At 70.4% G+C, this 14,270-nt stretch carries 25 protein-coding genes; 20 read left to right on the top strand and 5 right to left on the bottom strand.

Features of this window, described 5'->3' with window-relative positions; genetic code table 11:
• The first annotated feature begins 136 nt into the window (after window positions 1-136).
• Window positions 137-439, top strand: a complete 303-nt coding sequence (locus H9652_RS04340; RefSeq protein WP_191795042.1) for a hypothetical protein — start codon at window positions 137-139, stop codon at window positions 437-439.
• A 67-nt stretch (window positions 440-506) separates the two neighbouring features.
• Here H9652_RS04340 and H9652_RS04335 read toward each other — a convergent pair whose 3' ends face one another.
• Together H9652_RS04335 and H9652_RS04330 are read right to left on the bottom strand one after the other, a co-directional pair.
• Window positions 507-1,367, bottom strand: coding sequence for a carbohydrate kinase family protein (locus tag H9652_RS04335; RefSeq protein WP_191795041.1), 861 nt, complete (start codon window positions 1,365-1,367; stop codon window positions 507-509).
• Window positions 1,368-1,401: 34 nt separating this feature from the next.
• Window positions 1,402-2,199 carry a carbon-nitrogen hydrolase family protein gene (locus H9652_RS04330; protein ID WP_191795149.1) on the bottom strand — a complete coding sequence of 266 codons (798 nt, stop codon included), beginning with the start codon at window positions 2,197-2,199 and terminating at the stop codon, window positions 1,402-1,404.
• Between the two features lie 247 nt (window positions 2,200-2,446).
• On the opposite strand from H9652_RS04330, the gene H9652_RS04325 reads away from it, so the two are divergent.
• Entirely contained in the window at window positions 2,447-2,668 is a 222-nt protein-coding gene (locus tag H9652_RS04325; RefSeq protein WP_191795040.1) for a hypothetical protein, read from the top strand.
• A gap of 478 nt (window positions 2,669-3,146) precedes the next feature.
• On the top strand, window positions 3,147-4,379 hold the full coding sequence (locus H9652_RS04320) for a tyrosine-type recombinase/integrase (protein ID WP_191795039.1): 1,233 nt from the start codon (window positions 3,147-3,149) through the stop codon (window positions 4,377-4,379).
• A 64-nt stretch (window positions 4,380-4,443) separates the two neighbouring features.
• On the opposite strand, the gene H9652_RS04315 is transcribed toward H9652_RS04320, so the two are convergent.
• The 3 genes from H9652_RS04315 to H9652_RS04305 all read right to left on the bottom strand — a co-directional run bounded on the left by H9652_RS04315 (window position 4,444) and on the right by H9652_RS04305 (window position 6,108).
• Complete coding sequence (locus H9652_RS04315; protein WP_191795038.1) at window positions 4,444-4,875, bottom strand: hypothetical protein; 432 nt, start codon at window positions 4,873-4,875, stop codon at window positions 4,444-4,446.
• 62 nt (window positions 4,876-4,937) lie between these two features.
• A complete protein-coding gene (locus tag H9652_RS04310) occupies window positions 4,938-5,342 on the bottom strand; it encodes an ImmA/IrrE family metallo-endopeptidase (RefSeq protein ID WP_191795037.1) in 405 nt (134 codons plus the stop codon).
• A gap of 13 nt (window positions 5,343-5,355) precedes the next feature.
• Window positions 5,356-6,108 (bottom strand): helix-turn-helix domain-containing protein, encoded by a 753-nt coding sequence (locus H9652_RS04305; RefSeq protein ID WP_191795036.1) that lies wholly within the window; start codon window positions 6,106-6,108, stop codon window positions 5,356-5,358.
• A gap of 206 nt (window positions 6,109-6,314) precedes the next feature.
• Here H9652_RS04305 and H9652_RS04300 point away from each other — a divergent pair, with 206 nt between their 5' ends.
• The 17 genes from H9652_RS04300 (at window position 6,315) to H9652_RS04220 (ending at window position 14,212) form a co-directional block, all read left to right on the top strand.
• Window positions 6,315-6,572: a helix-turn-helix domain-containing protein gene (locus tag H9652_RS04300; RefSeq protein WP_225227708.1), complete on the top strand. Its 258-nt coding sequence runs from the start codon at window positions 6,315-6,317 to the stop codon at window positions 6,570-6,572.
• A gap of 74 nt (window positions 6,573-6,646) precedes the next feature.
• On the top strand, window positions 6,647-7,423 hold the full coding sequence (locus H9652_RS04295) for a phage antirepressor N-terminal domain-containing protein (RefSeq protein WP_191795034.1): 777 nt from the start codon (window positions 6,647-6,649) through the stop codon (window positions 7,421-7,423).
• Window positions 7,420-7,701 (top strand): hypothetical protein, encoded by a 282-nt coding sequence (locus tag H9652_RS04290; protein ID WP_191795033.1) that lies wholly within the window; start codon window positions 7,420-7,422, stop codon window positions 7,699-7,701. Before H9652_RS04295 ends, H9652_RS04290 begins: the two co-directional genes overlap by 4 nt.
• Window positions 7,698-7,925 (top strand): hypothetical protein, encoded by a 228-nt coding sequence (locus H9652_RS04285; RefSeq protein ID WP_191795032.1) that lies wholly within the window; start codon window positions 7,698-7,700, stop codon window positions 7,923-7,925. Before H9652_RS04290 ends, H9652_RS04285 begins: the two co-directional genes overlap by 4 nt.
• Before the next feature lie 73 nt (window positions 7,926-7,998).
• The gene (locus H9652_RS04280) at window positions 7,999-8,385 is read left to right on the top strand and encodes a hypothetical protein (RefSeq protein ID WP_191795031.1); all 387 of its coding nucleotides are present in this window, start codon (window positions 7,999-8,001) and stop codon (window positions 8,383-8,385) included.
• Window positions 8,382-8,714 carry a hypothetical protein gene (locus tag H9652_RS04275; protein WP_191795030.1) on the top strand — a complete coding sequence of 111 codons (333 nt, stop codon included), beginning with the start codon at window positions 8,382-8,384 and terminating at the stop codon, window positions 8,712-8,714. The genes H9652_RS04280 and H9652_RS04275 overlap by 4 nt, the downstream gene beginning before the upstream one ends.
• The gene (locus H9652_RS04270; protein WP_191795029.1) at window positions 8,711-8,923 is read left to right on the top strand and encodes a hypothetical protein; all 213 of its coding nucleotides are present in this window, start codon (window positions 8,711-8,713) and stop codon (window positions 8,921-8,923) included. Before H9652_RS04275 ends, H9652_RS04270 begins: the two co-directional genes overlap by 4 nt.
• Entirely contained in the window at window positions 8,920-9,132 is a 213-nt protein-coding gene (locus H9652_RS04265; protein WP_191795028.1) for a hypothetical protein, read from the top strand. The genes H9652_RS04270 and H9652_RS04265 overlap by 4 nt, the downstream gene beginning before the upstream one ends.
• Entirely contained in the window at window positions 9,129-9,350 is a 222-nt protein-coding gene (locus tag H9652_RS04260; protein WP_191795027.1) for a hypothetical protein, read from the top strand. The genes H9652_RS04265 and H9652_RS04260 overlap by 4 nt, the downstream gene beginning before the upstream one ends.
• Before the next feature lie 109 nt (window positions 9,351-9,459).
• Window positions 9,460-10,317, top strand: a complete 858-nt coding sequence (locus H9652_RS04255; protein WP_191795026.1) for a PD-(D/E)XK nuclease-like domain-containing protein — start codon at window positions 9,460-9,462, stop codon at window positions 10,315-10,317.
• Window positions 10,314-11,141 carry a hypothetical protein gene (locus H9652_RS04250; protein ID WP_225227707.1) on the top strand — a complete coding sequence of 276 codons (828 nt, stop codon included), beginning with the start codon at window positions 10,314-10,316 and terminating at the stop codon, window positions 11,139-11,141. Before H9652_RS04255 ends, H9652_RS04250 begins: the two co-directional genes overlap by 4 nt.
• Entirely contained in the window at window positions 11,138-12,793 is a 1,656-nt protein-coding gene (locus tag H9652_RS04245; protein WP_191795025.1) for a DNA cytosine methyltransferase, read from the top strand. The genes H9652_RS04250 and H9652_RS04245 overlap by 4 nt, the downstream gene beginning before the upstream one ends.
• Window positions 12,794-12,896: 103 nt before the next feature.
• Window positions 12,897-13,223, top strand: a complete 327-nt coding sequence (locus tag H9652_RS04240; RefSeq protein ID WP_318243971.1) for a WhiB family transcriptional regulator — start codon at window positions 12,897-12,899, stop codon at window positions 13,221-13,223.
• Complete coding sequence (locus H9652_RS04235) at window positions 13,220-13,525, top strand: hypothetical protein (RefSeq protein WP_191795024.1); 306 nt, start codon at window positions 13,220-13,222, stop codon at window positions 13,523-13,525. Before H9652_RS04240 ends, H9652_RS04235 begins: the two co-directional genes overlap by 4 nt.
• Window positions 13,522-13,677, top strand: a complete 156-nt coding sequence (locus tag H9652_RS04230) for a hypothetical protein (RefSeq protein WP_191795023.1) — start codon at window positions 13,522-13,524, stop codon at window positions 13,675-13,677. The genes H9652_RS04235 and H9652_RS04230 overlap by 4 nt, the downstream gene beginning before the upstream one ends.
• A complete protein-coding gene (locus H9652_RS04225; RefSeq protein WP_191795022.1) occupies window positions 13,674-13,868 on the top strand; it encodes a hypothetical protein in 195 nt (64 codons plus the stop codon). Before H9652_RS04230 ends, H9652_RS04225 begins: the two co-directional genes overlap by 4 nt.
• Window positions 13,865-14,212: a hypothetical protein gene (locus H9652_RS04220; RefSeq protein ID WP_191795021.1), complete on the top strand. Its 348-nt coding sequence runs from the start codon at window positions 13,865-13,867 to the stop codon at window positions 14,210-14,212. Before H9652_RS04225 ends, H9652_RS04220 begins: the two co-directional genes overlap by 4 nt.
• Window positions 14,213-14,270 lie beyond the last annotated feature (58 nt).

The raw sequence follows: 14,270 nt of genomic DNA, 5'->3' as shown, positions 1-14,270 counted from the left end.
GGGGGGCCCCCACGGGCGTTCTCCCGACTCGTCGGGCGGGCTCGGCAGGCGGACCCGGACGATCGTGACCCGACGGTCCGGGATACTGGAGCCGGCCACCGTGCCGTCCCTGTTCGCTCCGACCCCGAGGACCCCCGTGACCCACCCCGAGCCCGTCGTCCACAACCCCGGCAAGACCCTCGGCATCGTCGGGCTCGTGCTGTCGATCCCCCTGTCGCTCGTCGGTCTGGTCCTCGGGATCGTCGGGCTCGTGAAGTCACGGCGGGCCCGGCTCAACAACTGGTGGGCCGTGGCCGCGATCGTGGTCTCGTTCCTCGTGATCGTGGCGATCGTGATCTGGGCCGCGACCCTGGTCTGGCTCATGGGCGAGTGCGCAGAGCTCGGCCCGGGGATCCACGACGTGAACGGCCGCCCGATCGAGTGCGTCGCCGGATCCTGACCTTCCACTGGCGGGCAGCGGCCCGCCGCGTCACGTGCACCCGGCGAACGACGCCAGGCCGCGTCGCTCAGCCGAGCGGCGCCAGGTCCGGGCTCTGCACGCACAGCGCGCCGCGCCGGGCACCCTCGCCCAGCGCCTCGGCGACCCCCACCCCTCGCAGGTGGGCGTCGAGGTAGCCCGCGAAGAACGCGTCGCCCGCACCGTTGGTGTCCACGACCCGCTCGACGGCGACAGCAGGCACCTCGACCCACCCGCCGTCGGCGGTGAGGGCGCTCGCCCCCCGCGCACCGTGCGTGCACACCACGAGCCGGGCGCCGGCCGCCACGCGGGCCTCCATGAAGGCCCGGTACCCCGGAAGACGGTCCGAGCTGAGGAACAGGAACGAGGCCGACTCGACGAACTCGCGGTGGAACTCGGCCGCGCCGTCGTAGTCGTGCACGTCGCACCACACGTCCTTGCCCAGACGGCGTGCCTCGCGCAGCAGCGGCAGGGCGGGCAGCGCGAGGTCGATCACGACGGCCGGAGCAGCGGTCAGCGCTGCGACGGCAGCGTCCCACGTCCGCCCAGGGGCCACGTCGCCGGGAGCCTGGAGATAGATCGACAACCGCTCCCCCGTGCCGCCCATCAGGTTGAGGTGGCGCTCCGTCCTACCGTCCGGCGACGGTTCCACGAGGAGCGCGACCCCCGCCTGCCGCAGGACGTCCTCGACGCGGGGAGCGACGTCGTCGGACCCCAGGACCGTGCGCAGCACGACCCCGCGGCCCAGGGCGCGCAGGTTGAGGGCCTTGCCCGCCGACGTCCCGCCGACCGTGGCTCGGTGGCGCTCCGCGAACAGCGTCTGCGAACGCGGCTCGGGCAGGGCGTCGAGGTAGACGAGCTCGTTCCACGAGGCGGGACCGGCGACGAAGACGGGCGCGGAGGTGTCCATGGACGCCGACGCTACCCGGGCACGGGGGCGCGGGTCAGCCGGGCGAGAACGTCTCGCGGGCCCGGTCGCCGAGCGCCGGACGACGGTCCGTCCACATGCGCTGTGCATCGCGGGCCGCCGCGAGCACCGCAGGGTCGACGTCGGCGATCGCCAGCCCTTCACGGGACTCGACGTGCGCGACGCGGCGCCCGACCGGGTCGAAGACCGCCGACCCGCCGATGAAGTCGCTCGGGGCCCCGACGAGACCGGCGAAGACGACGTACATCCCGTTGTCGAGGGCCCTGGCGGCGTAGTGCAGGTCCCGCCGGTGGGCGCCGCCGGGGAAGTACGCGCCGCTGTTGACGTAGACGCTCGCCCCGACGGCCGCGGCCGCGGCCGCGTGCTCGGGAAAGTTCGCGTCGTAGCAGACGGACAGGGCGACCTCGACGCCGTCGACGGCCAGACTCGCGCCGCCAGGCCCCGCGGAGAAGGTGCCACGCTCGCTCGCGTGCAGGTGCTGCTTGTCGTAGGCGACCCATGGAGCGCGCCCCGGGGCGAGCACCAGGTTCGTCAGTGCGCGACGGTCCCCGTGGTCGAGCGCCGTGTTCAGCACGACGACGGCTCCCGTCGCGTCGACCGTGCGCTGCAGCGGCGACGTCCAGGACAGGTCGTCGGCCCGCGGCAACGGTCGGGCGAAGACGGCGTCGTCGTAGCCCGTCACGAACGCCTCGGGGAGGACGACGAGGCGCGCACCCGCCGCGGCCGCCTCGGCCGTGAGACGTGCGGCCTTCTCGACGTTGGCGACCGTGTCGCCCGGGATCGCCTCCGCCTGGACGGCGGCCACTCTCAGCATCACGGGGTGATGCTAGCGGCTTCGACGCGGGCCGCCAGGGTCCCCGGCCTCAGCCGTGCCGAGACCCCGGCCCGACCGGTGCGTCGGGTGTGGGCCGACCACGGTTCCTTACCGCGGGGTGCGGCAGCGCCGGCGGGCCCGTCAACGTGGGAGCGCTCCTCACGGCACAGGGCTCCCGGGCGTGGTAGACATCGAGAACGTGCAGGATGGCGGTGGACCTCAGGGGGCGAGGTATGTTCGCATCTGCGTGGCGCGCGAGAAGAAGGCGACCGGTGCCGCCGTGGTGGTGACGTTCATCGGGCTCGTCCTGGCTCTGCTCGGGCTCGTGCTGCTCGCGCGGGTCGCGACCGGCGTCCGCCGGCGCAGGAACGAGCCGAGCACCGGCGCCCACGGAACCGGCATGGCCCTGGGCGGTGGCCTCGTCTTCTGGGGCGCACTGCTCGTCGTCATCGACACGTGGAACAGCTAGCCCCGTCGCGAGCCTCACCGATCGCCATACCGGGACGCTGGGTCGCTGCGTCCGCACCGTCGAGGGTGCGCCTGCACCGCGTCTGGTTGCCGGACGCGAACCGTCAGGTGTGCCCGGGCGCGCGAAGCCCCCGCAGGACGGCCCGAGGGGTGGCGCGTCCTCTGGGTCCGGAGCGCACCCGCCACGCGTGGCCCCTTGCCGGACAGGGTGACGGAACGACGAAGGCCCGGAACCTTGGAGGTTCCGGGCCTTGTGCCTGGTGGAGCTAGGGGGATTCGAACCCCCGACCTTCTCATTGCGAATGGGAAAGTGGGGTACGGTGGGAGCGGAGCAAAAAGCCGTCTGACCTGCACGAATAGACCAAACGACTATCCGTGGGATACCTCTTAGAGCACCGTAAGTTGGCCCCCAGATTGGCCCCCCGAAGATCGGAGATCTCATGCCCCCCAGGAAGCGTCGCCAGCATGGCACCGGAGGAGTGGCATTCGACCCGGACAAGGGCCGCTGGATCGGCACCATCGAGGCGGGCGTCACCGCCAAGGGCACGCGCCGCCGCCTCAAGGTCTCCGGACGGACCGAGGCTGAAGCCAAGGCGCGCCTCAAGGAGAAGCAGCGCCAGATCGCCGCCGAGGGCATGCCGGTCGAGGGCGCGTCGGCTCGGGTCACGATCAGCACCTGGGCGAAGGCGTGGACCGAGCGACGCCAGCACGAGGTTCGATCGAGCACGACGAGCAACGACATCTCCCAGGTGCGCAAGTGGGTCATCCCGACGATCGGCCACGTTCGCCTGGAGCAGCTCACCCCGGCCCACATGCGCGCCGTCACCGCCGCGATTCTGTCGGCCGGTCGCGCCCAGTCGACAGCGCTGCGCGCCCAGGTCGTGCTCAAGAAGATGCTCCGAGACGCGATCGTCGAGGGGTACCGCGTGCCCCAGCGTGTGCTCGAGATGCCGAACCCAGAGAAGAACGTCACGGACCGCGACGCCGTGCCGCTGATCGATGCGCACGCCATCATCCGCGCCGCAGGCGACCTCGGCCCGGCCGGGTCGCGCTGGGTCGCCGCGTTCCTCCAGGGAATGCGCCAGGGCGAGTGCCTGGGGCTCACGTGGGACTGCGTGAACTTCGAACGGAAGACTATCGAGGTCGCATGGCAGCTCGACGCTGTCCCCTACCGCGTCCCCCGCGACCGATCATCGGGCTTCCGGATCAAGCCCGGCACGCCGCACCGTCACCTCGTCGGGCGCTGGCACCTCGTCCCGCCGAAGTCGAAGTCCGGCACGCGCGTGATCCCGATGGTCCCGTGGATGGAGGCCGCGCTCCTCGCGTGGCGCGAGGTCGCTCCCCCGTCACCCCACCGCCTCGTGTGGCCGGCGCTCGACGGCTCCCCTCGCGACGACAAGGACGATTCGATCGCCTGGTACGCCCTCCAGGACGTCGCGCGGGTCGCGCGCATCGACGAAGCGCCCTTCACCCCCGGGCTCAGGCTCGACGAGCGCGGCGGCCCGCTCCTCGGCCGCCGCTACGCCCTCCACGAGGCCCGCCACTCCACCGCGACCCTGCTCATGGAGGCCGGGGTCTCGAACACCGTCATCACCGCGATCATCGGACACAGCTCGATCGTGTCCTCGCAGGCCTACCTTCACGCGTCGCAGGACATGTCCCGCAAGGCGCTCGACGGCGTGGCGGGAAGGCTGGGGCTCAGCGCCCCGTAACCCCCGGCACGACGAAGCCCCCGACGAGAGATCGTCGGGGGCATTGCTGCGTCCACCCGTGCGGCTACGAGGTTGCGGTGAACGTCATCGTGAAGGAGGACCCTGCCCCACTCATCTCAGCGAACTCCCAGCCCTCCCACTCGTCACCGTCCTTCAGCTCGTCGGGAGCGCCGGGGAAGCCTGACTCTTCGGCAAGGCACTCGGCGCCCATGAGCACCGCCATGGAGACCACCACGCCCGACACCCCCTCGTCGTCCAGTTCGTTCCCGGCCAGGATGTCGTCGGCAACGCCACCGGAGGCCGAGAGCGCCTTCGCGTTATCCCCGTCGACCGTGATCGTCACCTTGCTGCCGTCAAGCGCCATCAAGTCGAGATCGCCTTCATGCTCAACGCACGCATCGTAGGCAGCCTTTGCCGCCTCGTTCTCGCCAGCACATCCGGCAAGAAGGACCAGGGCCAGCAAGGCGCCTGCAATCGTGGTGGTTCGCGTATCCATGGTGCGAATCCTCCCGCACCCCTTGCGCGCGAGGCCCCACCTCGCCGGGTGAAGTTGCACTGCTAGACGGCTCTCAGGTGCCGCAATCGTGCGCGCGGGTGGACATAGTTCTCGCGCCACAGCAGCACGTACTTCTCTGTGACGTTGAGCTCCTTGGCGATCGCGCCCTGATGCCCGCCCACGATGCGCTCGGCGCGCGCGTACTCCTCGGCCGAGATGAGGAGCAGCGCCGCGAAGATGTCCGCCTCGCGCTCGTGCCGCTTCCAGACGACCGGGTCGTCGGTCCACGGGTGATCGTGGTGCGCGTGCCCGATCTCGTGAGCGAGCGTCATGCGGAGCGTGAACGCCGTGAGCCGACGGTCCGTGAGCTTGATGAGCCCTCGGGAGTACTCCCCGTTGCGACGCCCGAGCCTGTCGTACTTCAAGCCCCAGCCGCGCTCGCGCACGTAGTCGATCAGGTCCTGCATGCTCAGCCCTCCCTCACGGGTCCTCGAGCTGTGCGATGCCTTCTTCCTCGAGCGTCTGGTCTTCGTTCGCTACGGCTCTCTCCGAGAACGTAGCCGCGTCCTCGTCCCATGTCTCGCGCGACACGAGGCGACCACGGAACTCGTGCACGTTGCTGTCATCTGCTGCCGGCGTCTCGCCGGCCTCGTTCATGGGGGCGGGGTGCTCAGCATTGCCCACCACCTCCTTCGCTGCTCTGAAGATGCTCGTGTTGTCGAGCGCAATCTGGTGTGCGGTGTAGACGGCCTCCGGGAAGCCGCCCATCGAGACGGCGCGCGAGCGGTCACCGGGCCAATACCTGAGCTCAACCTCGGACCGGACCCCCTCCGGATCTGTCGAGACGCTGATCCCGACGATCACCCTCCGTCCGCGATCATCTCGCTCGGCCCGCACTTGGAGCCACGAGTCGCCCTCGGGTTCCAACGGAGGGGTGTACGTAGGGACCGGAGGGCCCTGGTGCACCTGCTCAGGAGCCTGGTCAGGGTCGATCGTGACGCGGGGATCCGCGATCTGGTAGAGGACGTCCTCTGTGGACCCCCTGCGCCACCCCAGGGCGCGGTCGAGATCTCGCGCAGTGCGTAGGCGGATCGCCTTCGCCTCCCCGTTCTCGATCTTGGAGAGCGTCGTTGTGGACGGCCCGCCGAGTGCGGCGACGTCCTCCTGTGAGAGGCCGAGCTCTTCTCTGCGGGCTCGAACCAGTGGCCCGAGTCGGGCGATGTCCTGTGCCATGCCCCCACCCTGCCAGAGATCTTCGGCAAACATGGCCTGAGGTTGGCGAACAACACCGGTGCAACTTGGGGATTTGGCCGTGCGCCGTCGGCCAACACCGGCGGAATCGCAATGTTTGCTGGCCTTCGGCCTTCCTTGCCAACCATGTTTGCTGTACGGTCATCAACATGGCAGCAAAGATTGCTGGACCCGGTCCAGTCCCCCCGTTGAGGGAAGCCAAGACGCCTCCCTACGTCCCCCTCCGCGCCCTCCGCTTGGCGGCAGGCCTGACGCTCGAAGAGGTCAGCGCTCGGATCAGCGCAGAGTTCCCGGAGATCACCGCGAGCCGCGGCACGCTCTCCGCGATCGAGTCTGGCTCGCGCGGAGTCTCCGACCTGATGCTCCGGGCCCTTGAGCGCGCCTTCCGGATCCCTGAGGGATCCATGACGACCAGCTACGCGCCGCGCACCCGCGACGCCGCCTGAGACAGAACAGCAGAAAGCCCCCGCTGTCCCGGCAGGAGACAGAGCGAGGGCTTCCGTACAGGAAGCAGGATCCCATGAACAACCTCATCCACATCCCGTTCCGCGACAGCGAGGTCCTCGCTGTCAACGTCGACGGCAAGCCGCACGTCATCCTCAAGCCCTTCGTCGAGTCGATCGGACTGGACTTCGAGCCGCAGCGGAAGAAGCTCGCCGGCAAGTCATGGGCCTGCACCTCCCTGGTGGAGGTGCAGATGCCGGGCGACAGGCAGGTTCGGCAGGTGGTGGCGACCGACGTCCGCACCGCCCTGATGCTGCTCGCAACGATCGACGAGCGTCGCGTCGCTGAGACGGCTCGCCCCCTCCTGGTCGCCTACCAGTCCGAGGTTGCCGACGCCATCGAGGCGTACTGGACCAAGGGTGGCGCGATCAACCCACGGGCGTCCGAGGACCAGATCGACGCACTGGTCCGCCGGGCCCGCGTGCAGATGGAAGTCATTGCTACGGCGCGCGGCATCATCGACGACCACTACCTCGAAGCGAAGGGCCGCCTGGTCCTCGCTCAGGCCATGGGCGAGGAGCCGGAGCTCGACCCGACCACGCTGCCGATGGACGTCACGTCCTACCTGCGCGACCGCAAGGTCAACCGCGTTCTCATCGCGAAGCACTGCGGGGGCTTCGGGAAGCGGCTGCGGGCGCTCTACATCGCGGAGCACGGGCACGAGCCGAAGAAGGTCCCCCGAGAGGTCAACGGCACCTTCCAGCAGGTCAACGGGTACACGAAGCGCGACGAGAACCTGTTCGACCGCGTCTTCGCGATCATGCGCGCCGACCTCGAGGGGGTGCGGGCATGAGCGCCTCAGTCGACTTCCAGCCGATCCCGGGCGACCCGAGCGACCTCGGCGTCTCGATCGGAACTGTTGCCCTGATCCTCGGCGTGACCGAGGACGAACTTCGCGCACTCATTCCGGCGCAGCACAGGGGCAACGGGGCGCTCGTGCCGACCTCTTCGGTGGCCGTGCCGGAGGAATGGTGGCGCAACGGCGGCCGCCGCTACCGCGAGGCTGCAGCCGCCTGCGGCTCCGACGACATCCGAGACGTCGTCGCCCACATGCAGCAGGTGGCGTCGTGAGCACCGCGACGGAGCAGAAGGCGTACTCCATCGCGGGCGTGGAGGCGGTCACGCCGTTCTCGCAGAAGCAGATCCGGGCGGCGATCCGCGCGACGGACCCGGCCGCGTGGCCGCCACCGCTCAAGGCGAAGGTCACCAGCCGCAACGCAGACGGCACGCCGCGCCAGTACGTCGTTCTCGAGAAGGACCTCGACGCATGGCTCGAGAACCTCGACACCGCCTGACCCCACCCAGCAAGAAGCCCCGCCGTCGGCATGCACGCCTGGCGGGGCAACTCACCCAAGAAGGAGCGTAGCAATGAGGCTGTTCAAGAGGCGACCACGGGTGTCGCCAGCCATCGAGGCCCTCGTCATTCCTGACCCCGCACCCGAGTACTCGGTGGCGGACCGCGCAGATGGCCTCCCCCGCCGCGTGCCTCCCCTGTTCTTCGGTGCGGGCGCGTCGGCCACGACCGAGGACGAGGCGATCGTGATCGCACTCGGCGCACTGGAGCAGCACGGGCCCCGTGAGGCAGCCGCGGTGCTCGAGGGGTTCGTGTCCCGCGAGCTCGCCGACACCATCCCGGCGCGCGAGCAGATCGTGCAGGACCCGTCGGCCCCCTACGACGACGTCGAGATGGAGGCGTTCGCACCGGGGTCGCTCGCCGACCAGGCCGAGGCATGGCTCGCGGACGGTGCGCGATGACCGTTGACGACCGCCTGTACGTCCTCGACGACTCCGGCCAGGCGACTGTGATCCGACGCCCGGCAGCCACGGCCCGTGTCCGCTCCCTGCTCTCCACGCTTCCCCCGGGCCTCGCCGACCAGATCGAGCGCGCCGCGGCCGAGTGTGCCGCCGCCGCACCCGAAGGCGAAGTCCTGTACGCCGCGTGCTGGTGCGACGACGACGACCACACGTTCGCGGACTGCGTCCAGTGGCGAGAGAGCGCTGACCGGGCCCGTCGCGATCGCGACGAGTCCGCGCACCCCGCCCACCTCATCCGCCGCATCACCGTCACGGAGGCAGTCGCATGACGCAGCCCACCCCCGCCGTCCGCCCCGGCCAGATCTGGGCCGACAACGACAAGCGCTCCGCAGGCCGTCAGGTCCAGGTCCTTGCGATCGACGAGACGCACGCCGTCGTTCGCCCGGCGGGCGGGCCCGGGCTCCAGACCCGCATCCGCCTCGACCGCTTCCGCCCGACGTCGACCGGGTACCGGCTCGTGAAGGACGTGGCTCCATGACGACCCTCGAGCACCACGAGCAGGCGCGGCTCGTCCAGCAGCGCGACGACGCGATCGACCGTGCGGACCGTCTCGCCCGCACGCTCGCCCCGGTCCTCGCGTGGTGGGTCAAGGAGCGCCGTGTCGAGGAGAACGTCGACGAGCGCGAGCTCGCCCATGCCGCCCTCGACCAGTACCTCGACGACTACGGCACGGAGGTCGACGCATGAGCGCCGAGATGCTGCGCCGAGCCGCAGCCTCGGAGCGCGCCGAGTGGGGCAACCCCGTGGACGCCCTCATCTACCCGCGGGCGTCCGCCGTTCACCTCGAGTTGGCCTGCTGGCTCGAGGACGACGCAGCCCAACTCGAGTTCGGATCGCCCGACGAGCCCGGCTCGGTCGAGCGATCCATCACCCTCGCTCGCCTGCTCCTCGGAGAGGCGCCATGAGCGCCACCTGGGCCGACGTCATCGGCACCGCCGTCTGCGTCGCCCTCCTGCTCGCCTCGGCGTGGTGGGCCGGACGTATCGACGCGCGACGCAAGAAGGAGGGGCGGAAGTGATCATCGAAGGCATCTACGAGGGCATGACGGACGCCGAGTACCACGGCGACCCGGTCGCCGGCGGCTCGCTCTCCAACTCGGGAGCCAAGACGCTCCTCAAGTCCCCGGCGCTCTACCGATGGCAGCTCGACCACCGCGTCGAGAAGCACGAGTTCGACGTGGGTCACGCGGTCCACGGGAAGGTGCTTGGCGTCGGCATGGACGTCGTTGCCATCCCGGACGACGTCCTGTCGGCCGCCGGTGCTGCGAACACGAAGGCCGCGCGCGAGTTCATCGCCGCGGCCCGCGAGGCTGGGCAGGTCCCGCTCAAGGCCGACGTCATCGCCCAGGTCGACGCGATGGCGGACGCCGTCCTGACCCATCCGCTCGCTCGAGCACTGTTCGAGCGACCAGGTGTCGCGGAGTCGTCGATCTTCTCGCCCGACCCCGAGACCGGCGAGTGGATGCGGGCCCGCCCCGACTTCCTCCCGGAGCGCAGCGACGGCCGCACGATCATCGTCGACCTCAAGACCGCCATCACCGCCGACCCGCGCGAGTTCGACCGCAGCGCCGCGGAGCACGGCTACGACATGCAGTCCGAGTTCTACCCCGAGCTCGTGCGGCGAGTCCGCGGCGACGACGACACCGCGTTCGTGTTCGTCGTCGTCGAGAAGACCGCGCCGTTCCTCGTGTCCGTCGTCGAGCTCGACGAGCAGTTCTCCCAGATCGGCCGCGCCAAGGTGCGCCGCGCGGTCGACACCTTCCACCAGTGCCGCCAGGCCAACGAGTGGCCCGGATACGCCCCGGTCGTCCACAAGGTCGAGCCTGCCCGCTGGTACGTCATCAAGTCCGAAGAGGAGCAGTACGCATCATGACCCGAGACCTCTCCCTCCCCTCCGACCGCGCCGCGGCGGCCCGTGTGGACGTCGCCTCTCAGGCGACTGCGGTCGAGCAGGCCCGCGCCGTCGCTGAGGTGCAGGCCGCCGTCGTCGTCGCACAGCAGGTCCCCCGCGACCTCGGGCGTGCCGAGGCCGAGATGCGCGACACCTGCGGGCGCCTGTCCATGGCCGGGCGCGCGTTCTACTCCGTCCCGAACCGCGGCACCGGACCGACCGTCCACCTCATGCGCGAACTCGCCCGCATCTGGGGCAACGTGCAGTACGGAGTCCAGGAGCTCCGTCGCGACGACGACGCTGGAATCAGCGAGGTCCAGGCGTTTGCGTGGGATGTCCAGACGAACACGCGCTCCACCCGCACCTTCATCGCCCCGCACGCCCGCATGAAGGGGCGCGACCGGCAGAAGCTGACCGACCTCGGCGACATCTACCTCTCGAACCAGAACGTAGGCGCCCGCGCGGTCCGTGAGTGCATCGCGACGATCCTCCCGACGTGGTTCACCGAGGAGGCCCAGGACCGGTGCCGCGCCACGCTCGAGAAGGGCGAGGGCAAGCCGCTCCCGGAGCGCATCGCCACCATGGTCGGCCTCTTCGGCGAGCAGGGCATCAAGATCGACCAGCTCGAGGCTCGCACCGGCAAGCAGCGCTCCGCGTGGGGCGCCGGCGAGGTCGCGAGCCTCGGCGTGGACTACACGTCCATCACGCGCGATGGGCTCGACAAGGACGAGATCTTCCCGCCCCGCCGCGTCACCGCCGACGAGATCGCCAAGGCGCCAACGCTCCCACTCGGCGGTGCAGCATGAGCCACAACCTCACCATGACCGATCTCTTCTGCGGCGCGGGCGGCTCCTCCACGGGCGCCGTTGGTGTCCCGGGCGTCGAGGTGCGTCTCGCGGCAAACCACTGGGACGTCGCGATCGAGACGCACAACGCGAACCACCCGGACACCGACCACCTGCAGGCCGACATCTCGAACACGGACCCGCGGTTCATCCCGACGACCGATCTGCTGTGGGCGTCTCCAGAGTGCACGAACCACTCGAGGGCGAAGGGCCGCAAGCTCGCGGGCCAGCAGCCCGACCTGTTCGGCGACGTCCTGCCCGAGGCCGCGGCCGAACGCAGCAGGGCGACGATGTGGGACGTCGTGCGGTTCGCCGAGGCCCACCACTACAAGGCGGTCCTGGTCGAGAACGTCGTCGAGGTCGTCGACTGGTCCTCCCCCTGGGGCGTGCGCGGCGGGCTGTTCCAGTCCTGGCTCGGCGCGATGCACGCGCTCGGGTACCGGCACCGCATCATCTCGATGAACTCGATGCACGCCCAGGCTCACGGGCTCCCGGCCCCGCAGTCGCGCGACCGCGTCTACATCGCGTTCTGGCGCACCGGGGACCGCACCCCGGACTTCGAGCACATGCTGCGCCCCAAGGCGTACTGCGCGCGCTGCGACCAGGTCGTCGACGCCATGCAGTGGTGGAAGAAGGGAGACGGCCAGGCCCGCCCCGGCCGGTACCGCTCGCAGTACCTCTACCGGTGCCCGAACGCCGCTTGCCGCAACGACGTCGTCGAGCCCGCGTGGCTCCCGGCCTCGTCGATCATCGACTGGTCGAACCCCGGCACCCGGATCGGCGACCGCGCGAAGCCGCTCGCCGAGAAGACGATGCGACGCATCCAGGTCGGCATCGAACGGTACTGGTCCCCGATCCACGTCGAGCACGGCGGCAACCAGTACGACGCCGCCGACCCCAAGCACGTCGGGTACGGCGACCCGAGCTCGTACTACCGGGCCTGGCCCGCGTCCGAGCCGCTGCGCACGATGCACACCCGCGAGTCCAAGGCGATCGCGTACATGCCCGTCATGGTCCCGGTCGAGGGCCGCGACGGAAAGCAGCCCATGACCATGGGCGACCCGCTGCGCACCCAGACGACGCGCAACGAGTCCGGCCTCGCATTCCCGCCCTTCATGGTCGAGCGACGCTTCGACTACAGGACGCGTGAGCTCACCGAGGCCATGCCGACGCTCACCGCCAACGACACGAGCAAGGCCCTGGCGTTTCCGCCGTTCCTCGCCGAGCTCCGCGGCGGCGGCTCGACCGCGCGACAAGCGGCCGACCCGCTCGCGACCGTCACGGCTTCGGGGAACCACCACGCCCTCATCCACCGGCACAACGAGGGCGGCGCCGAGATGACGACGCCCGCCGGCGAGCCGGTCCGAACCATCACCACCGCGGGCCACCAGTCGCTCCTCACCGGGCAGACCGTCGACATCGACGACGTCCGTTTCCGGATGCTCGAGCCCTCCGAGATCAAGCAGGCCATGGCGTTCCCCGCGGACTACGTCATGGCCGGCAACCGCCGCGAGCAGGTCAAGCTCTCCGGCAACGCCGTCACCCCACCCGCCGCACGCGACCTCGTCGCGACCGTCGTGCAAGCCCTCACCGGAGAGGGGGCGCCCTCGTGATGGAGCCCATGCCCTACTCCCGTCCGTGCGCCAGCGGCCAGCGCCGCGCGTGCACCACCACCGACCCTGCCGCCTGCGCGTGCGGCTGCCACAAGGAGGACCAGTGACCAACCTGCGCGCCCAGACCCTGACCCGACCGACCAACGGCCTCGCCGCCCGTGAGCCCGAGGACTGGCGCCTGGACGCCGAGTGCCGCGACTGGGACCACGAACTGCAGGGCGACCCGTGGCACCCGAACTCGGACCTCCCCGGCGCCTACGACGACGCCCGCAAGATCTGCAACGGATGCCCGGTCGCTGCGCTCTGCCTCCAGGCGGCGTTCGACACGGAGTCTCGCAGCGACGCCGCCATCCGGTACGGGATGTTCGGCGGCAAGACCCCGGCCGAGCGTGCGGCGGTGCTCCGCAAGCAGCGCAGGCTCGCAGCATGAGGCGGGCACCGTCGGTCGAGGACTACGCGCGGATGTCGCAGCAGTCCCGCGACGCGGCGTACCGCCTGCTGGTCGCCGAGCAGGAGACGTACCAGTCACGGCTCGACGTCCTGGCTGAGCGCGCCCGCCGCGCACAGGTCACGGGCGACCCGGACGCCACACGCGCCACGGCCCGCCACCTCAAGCCGATCTACGAGCGCCGACACGGCGACACCCCCACTCTGCAGGCCGCCCGTCGCGCCGCCATGCAGACCGACCACGACGGCGCCGAGTCCCGGCGCCGAGAAGCGAGAGCAGCATGACCACCCACACCTGCCAGTGCGGGGCCGCGTTCACCGCGGACCCCGCCGGCCGACTCCGCCACCAGATGCTCCATGGACACCGCCCGACGACGCCCGCCGCCCGAGACATCTGGGCCGAGGCGCTCAAGGCCGAGAAGGGCGGCGCCGCGTGACCGGCCGCCACCTGACCCCGTGCAGCGCGATCGTCCGAACGGGGAACTACCTCCCGCTCGAGGGCTGGCCGTCCATCGCCGAGATGGCCGTCTGCCTGCTCAGCCCTGGCCACGACGGCCCGCACGTCGACCCCACGCTCGACCACCACGCCTGGGACGAGACCCCACCACCACCCGAGGAGGCGGCGTGACATGGGGGAAGGTCGACGACAAGCTGCACTCGGCGATCAAGTGGCGCGGCGCGTCGAAGGGCGCACGAGCGCTCTGGGCGACCGGACTCTCGTGGTGCATGGACCAGCTCACGGACGGCTTCGTGCCGAAGGAGATGCTCAAGCACCTCGACGGGACGCCCGCGGAAGTCGCGTCGCTGGTGCGCGTCGGCCTGTGGGAAGAGGTCGACAGCGGGTGGCTCTTCCACGATTGGCTGGACTACCAACCGTCGCGCGAACAGGTGCTCGCCGAGCGTGCTGCAGCCTCCGAACGTCAGCGGAAGGCGCGCGAGAGGGCGAAGGCGAAACGCGAGGCCGACCCGTGAACGGAAACGACACGATCGGCGGAATCCCGCGCGAAAGCCGCTTCTGTCACGCCGTGGC

The organism is Oerskovia rustica, assembly GCF_014836555.1.
GTDB lineage: Bacteria > Actinomycetota > Actinomycetes > Actinomycetales > Cellulomonadaceae > Oerskovia > Oerskovia rustica.
Note: the sequence above shows the minus strand (reverse complement) of the source record. Positions and strands in the feature narration are given on the sequence as shown.

Coding starts and splice junctions, on each gene's coding strand:
- H9652_RS04335 (WP_191795041.1), bottom strand. CDS start 1,367: ATGGACACCTCCGCGCCCGTCTTCGTCGCCGGTCCCGCCTCGTGGAAC.
- H9652_RS04330 (WP_191795149.1), bottom strand. CDS start 2,199: ATGCTGAGAGTGGCCGCCGTCCAGGCGGAGGCGATCCCGGGCGACACG.
- H9652_RS04315 (WP_191795038.1), bottom strand. CDS start 4,875: ATGGATACGCGAACCACCACGATTGCAGGCGCCTTGCTGGCCCTGGTC.
- H9652_RS04310 (WP_191795037.1), bottom strand. CDS start 5,342: ATGCAGGACCTGATCGACTACGTGCGCGAGCGCGGCTGGGGCTTGAAG.
- H9652_RS04305 (WP_191795036.1), bottom strand. CDS start 6,108: ATGGCACAGGACATCGCCCGACTCGGGCCACTGGTTCGAGCCCGCAGA.
- H9652_RS04295 (WP_191795034.1), top strand. CDS start 6,647: ATGAACAACCTCATCCACATCCCGTTCCGCGACAGCGAGGTCCTCGCT.
- H9652_RS04290 (WP_191795033.1), top strand. CDS start 7,420: ATGAGCGCCTCAGTCGACTTCCAGCCGATCCCGGGCGACCCGAGCGAC.
- H9652_RS04280 (WP_191795031.1), top strand. CDS start 7,999: ATGAGGCTGTTCAAGAGGCGACCACGGGTGTCGCCAGCCATCGAGGCC.
- H9652_RS04275 (WP_191795030.1), top strand. CDS start 8,382: ATGACCGTTGACGACCGCCTGTACGTCCTCGACGACTCCGGCCAGGCG.
- H9652_RS04270 (WP_191795029.1), top strand. CDS start 8,711: ATGACGCAGCCCACCCCCGCCGTCCGCCCCGGCCAGATCTGGGCCGAC.
- H9652_RS04265 (WP_191795028.1), top strand. CDS start 8,920: ATGACGACCCTCGAGCACCACGAGCAGGCGCGGCTCGTCCAGCAGCGC.
- H9652_RS04260 (WP_191795027.1), top strand. CDS start 9,129: ATGAGCGCCGAGATGCTGCGCCGAGCCGCAGCCTCGGAGCGCGCCGAG.
- H9652_RS04250 (WP_225227707.1), top strand. CDS start 10,314: ATGACCCGAGACCTCTCCCTCCCCTCCGACCGCGCCGCGGCGGCCCGT.
- H9652_RS04245 (WP_191795025.1), top strand. CDS start 11,138: ATGAGCCACAACCTCACCATGACCGATCTCTTCTGCGGCGCGGGCGGC.
- H9652_RS04235 (WP_191795024.1), top strand. CDS start 13,220: ATGAGGCGGGCACCGTCGGTCGAGGACTACGCGCGGATGTCGCAGCAG.
- H9652_RS04230 (WP_191795023.1), top strand. CDS start 13,522: ATGACCACCCACACCTGCCAGTGCGGGGCCGCGTTCACCGCGGACCCC.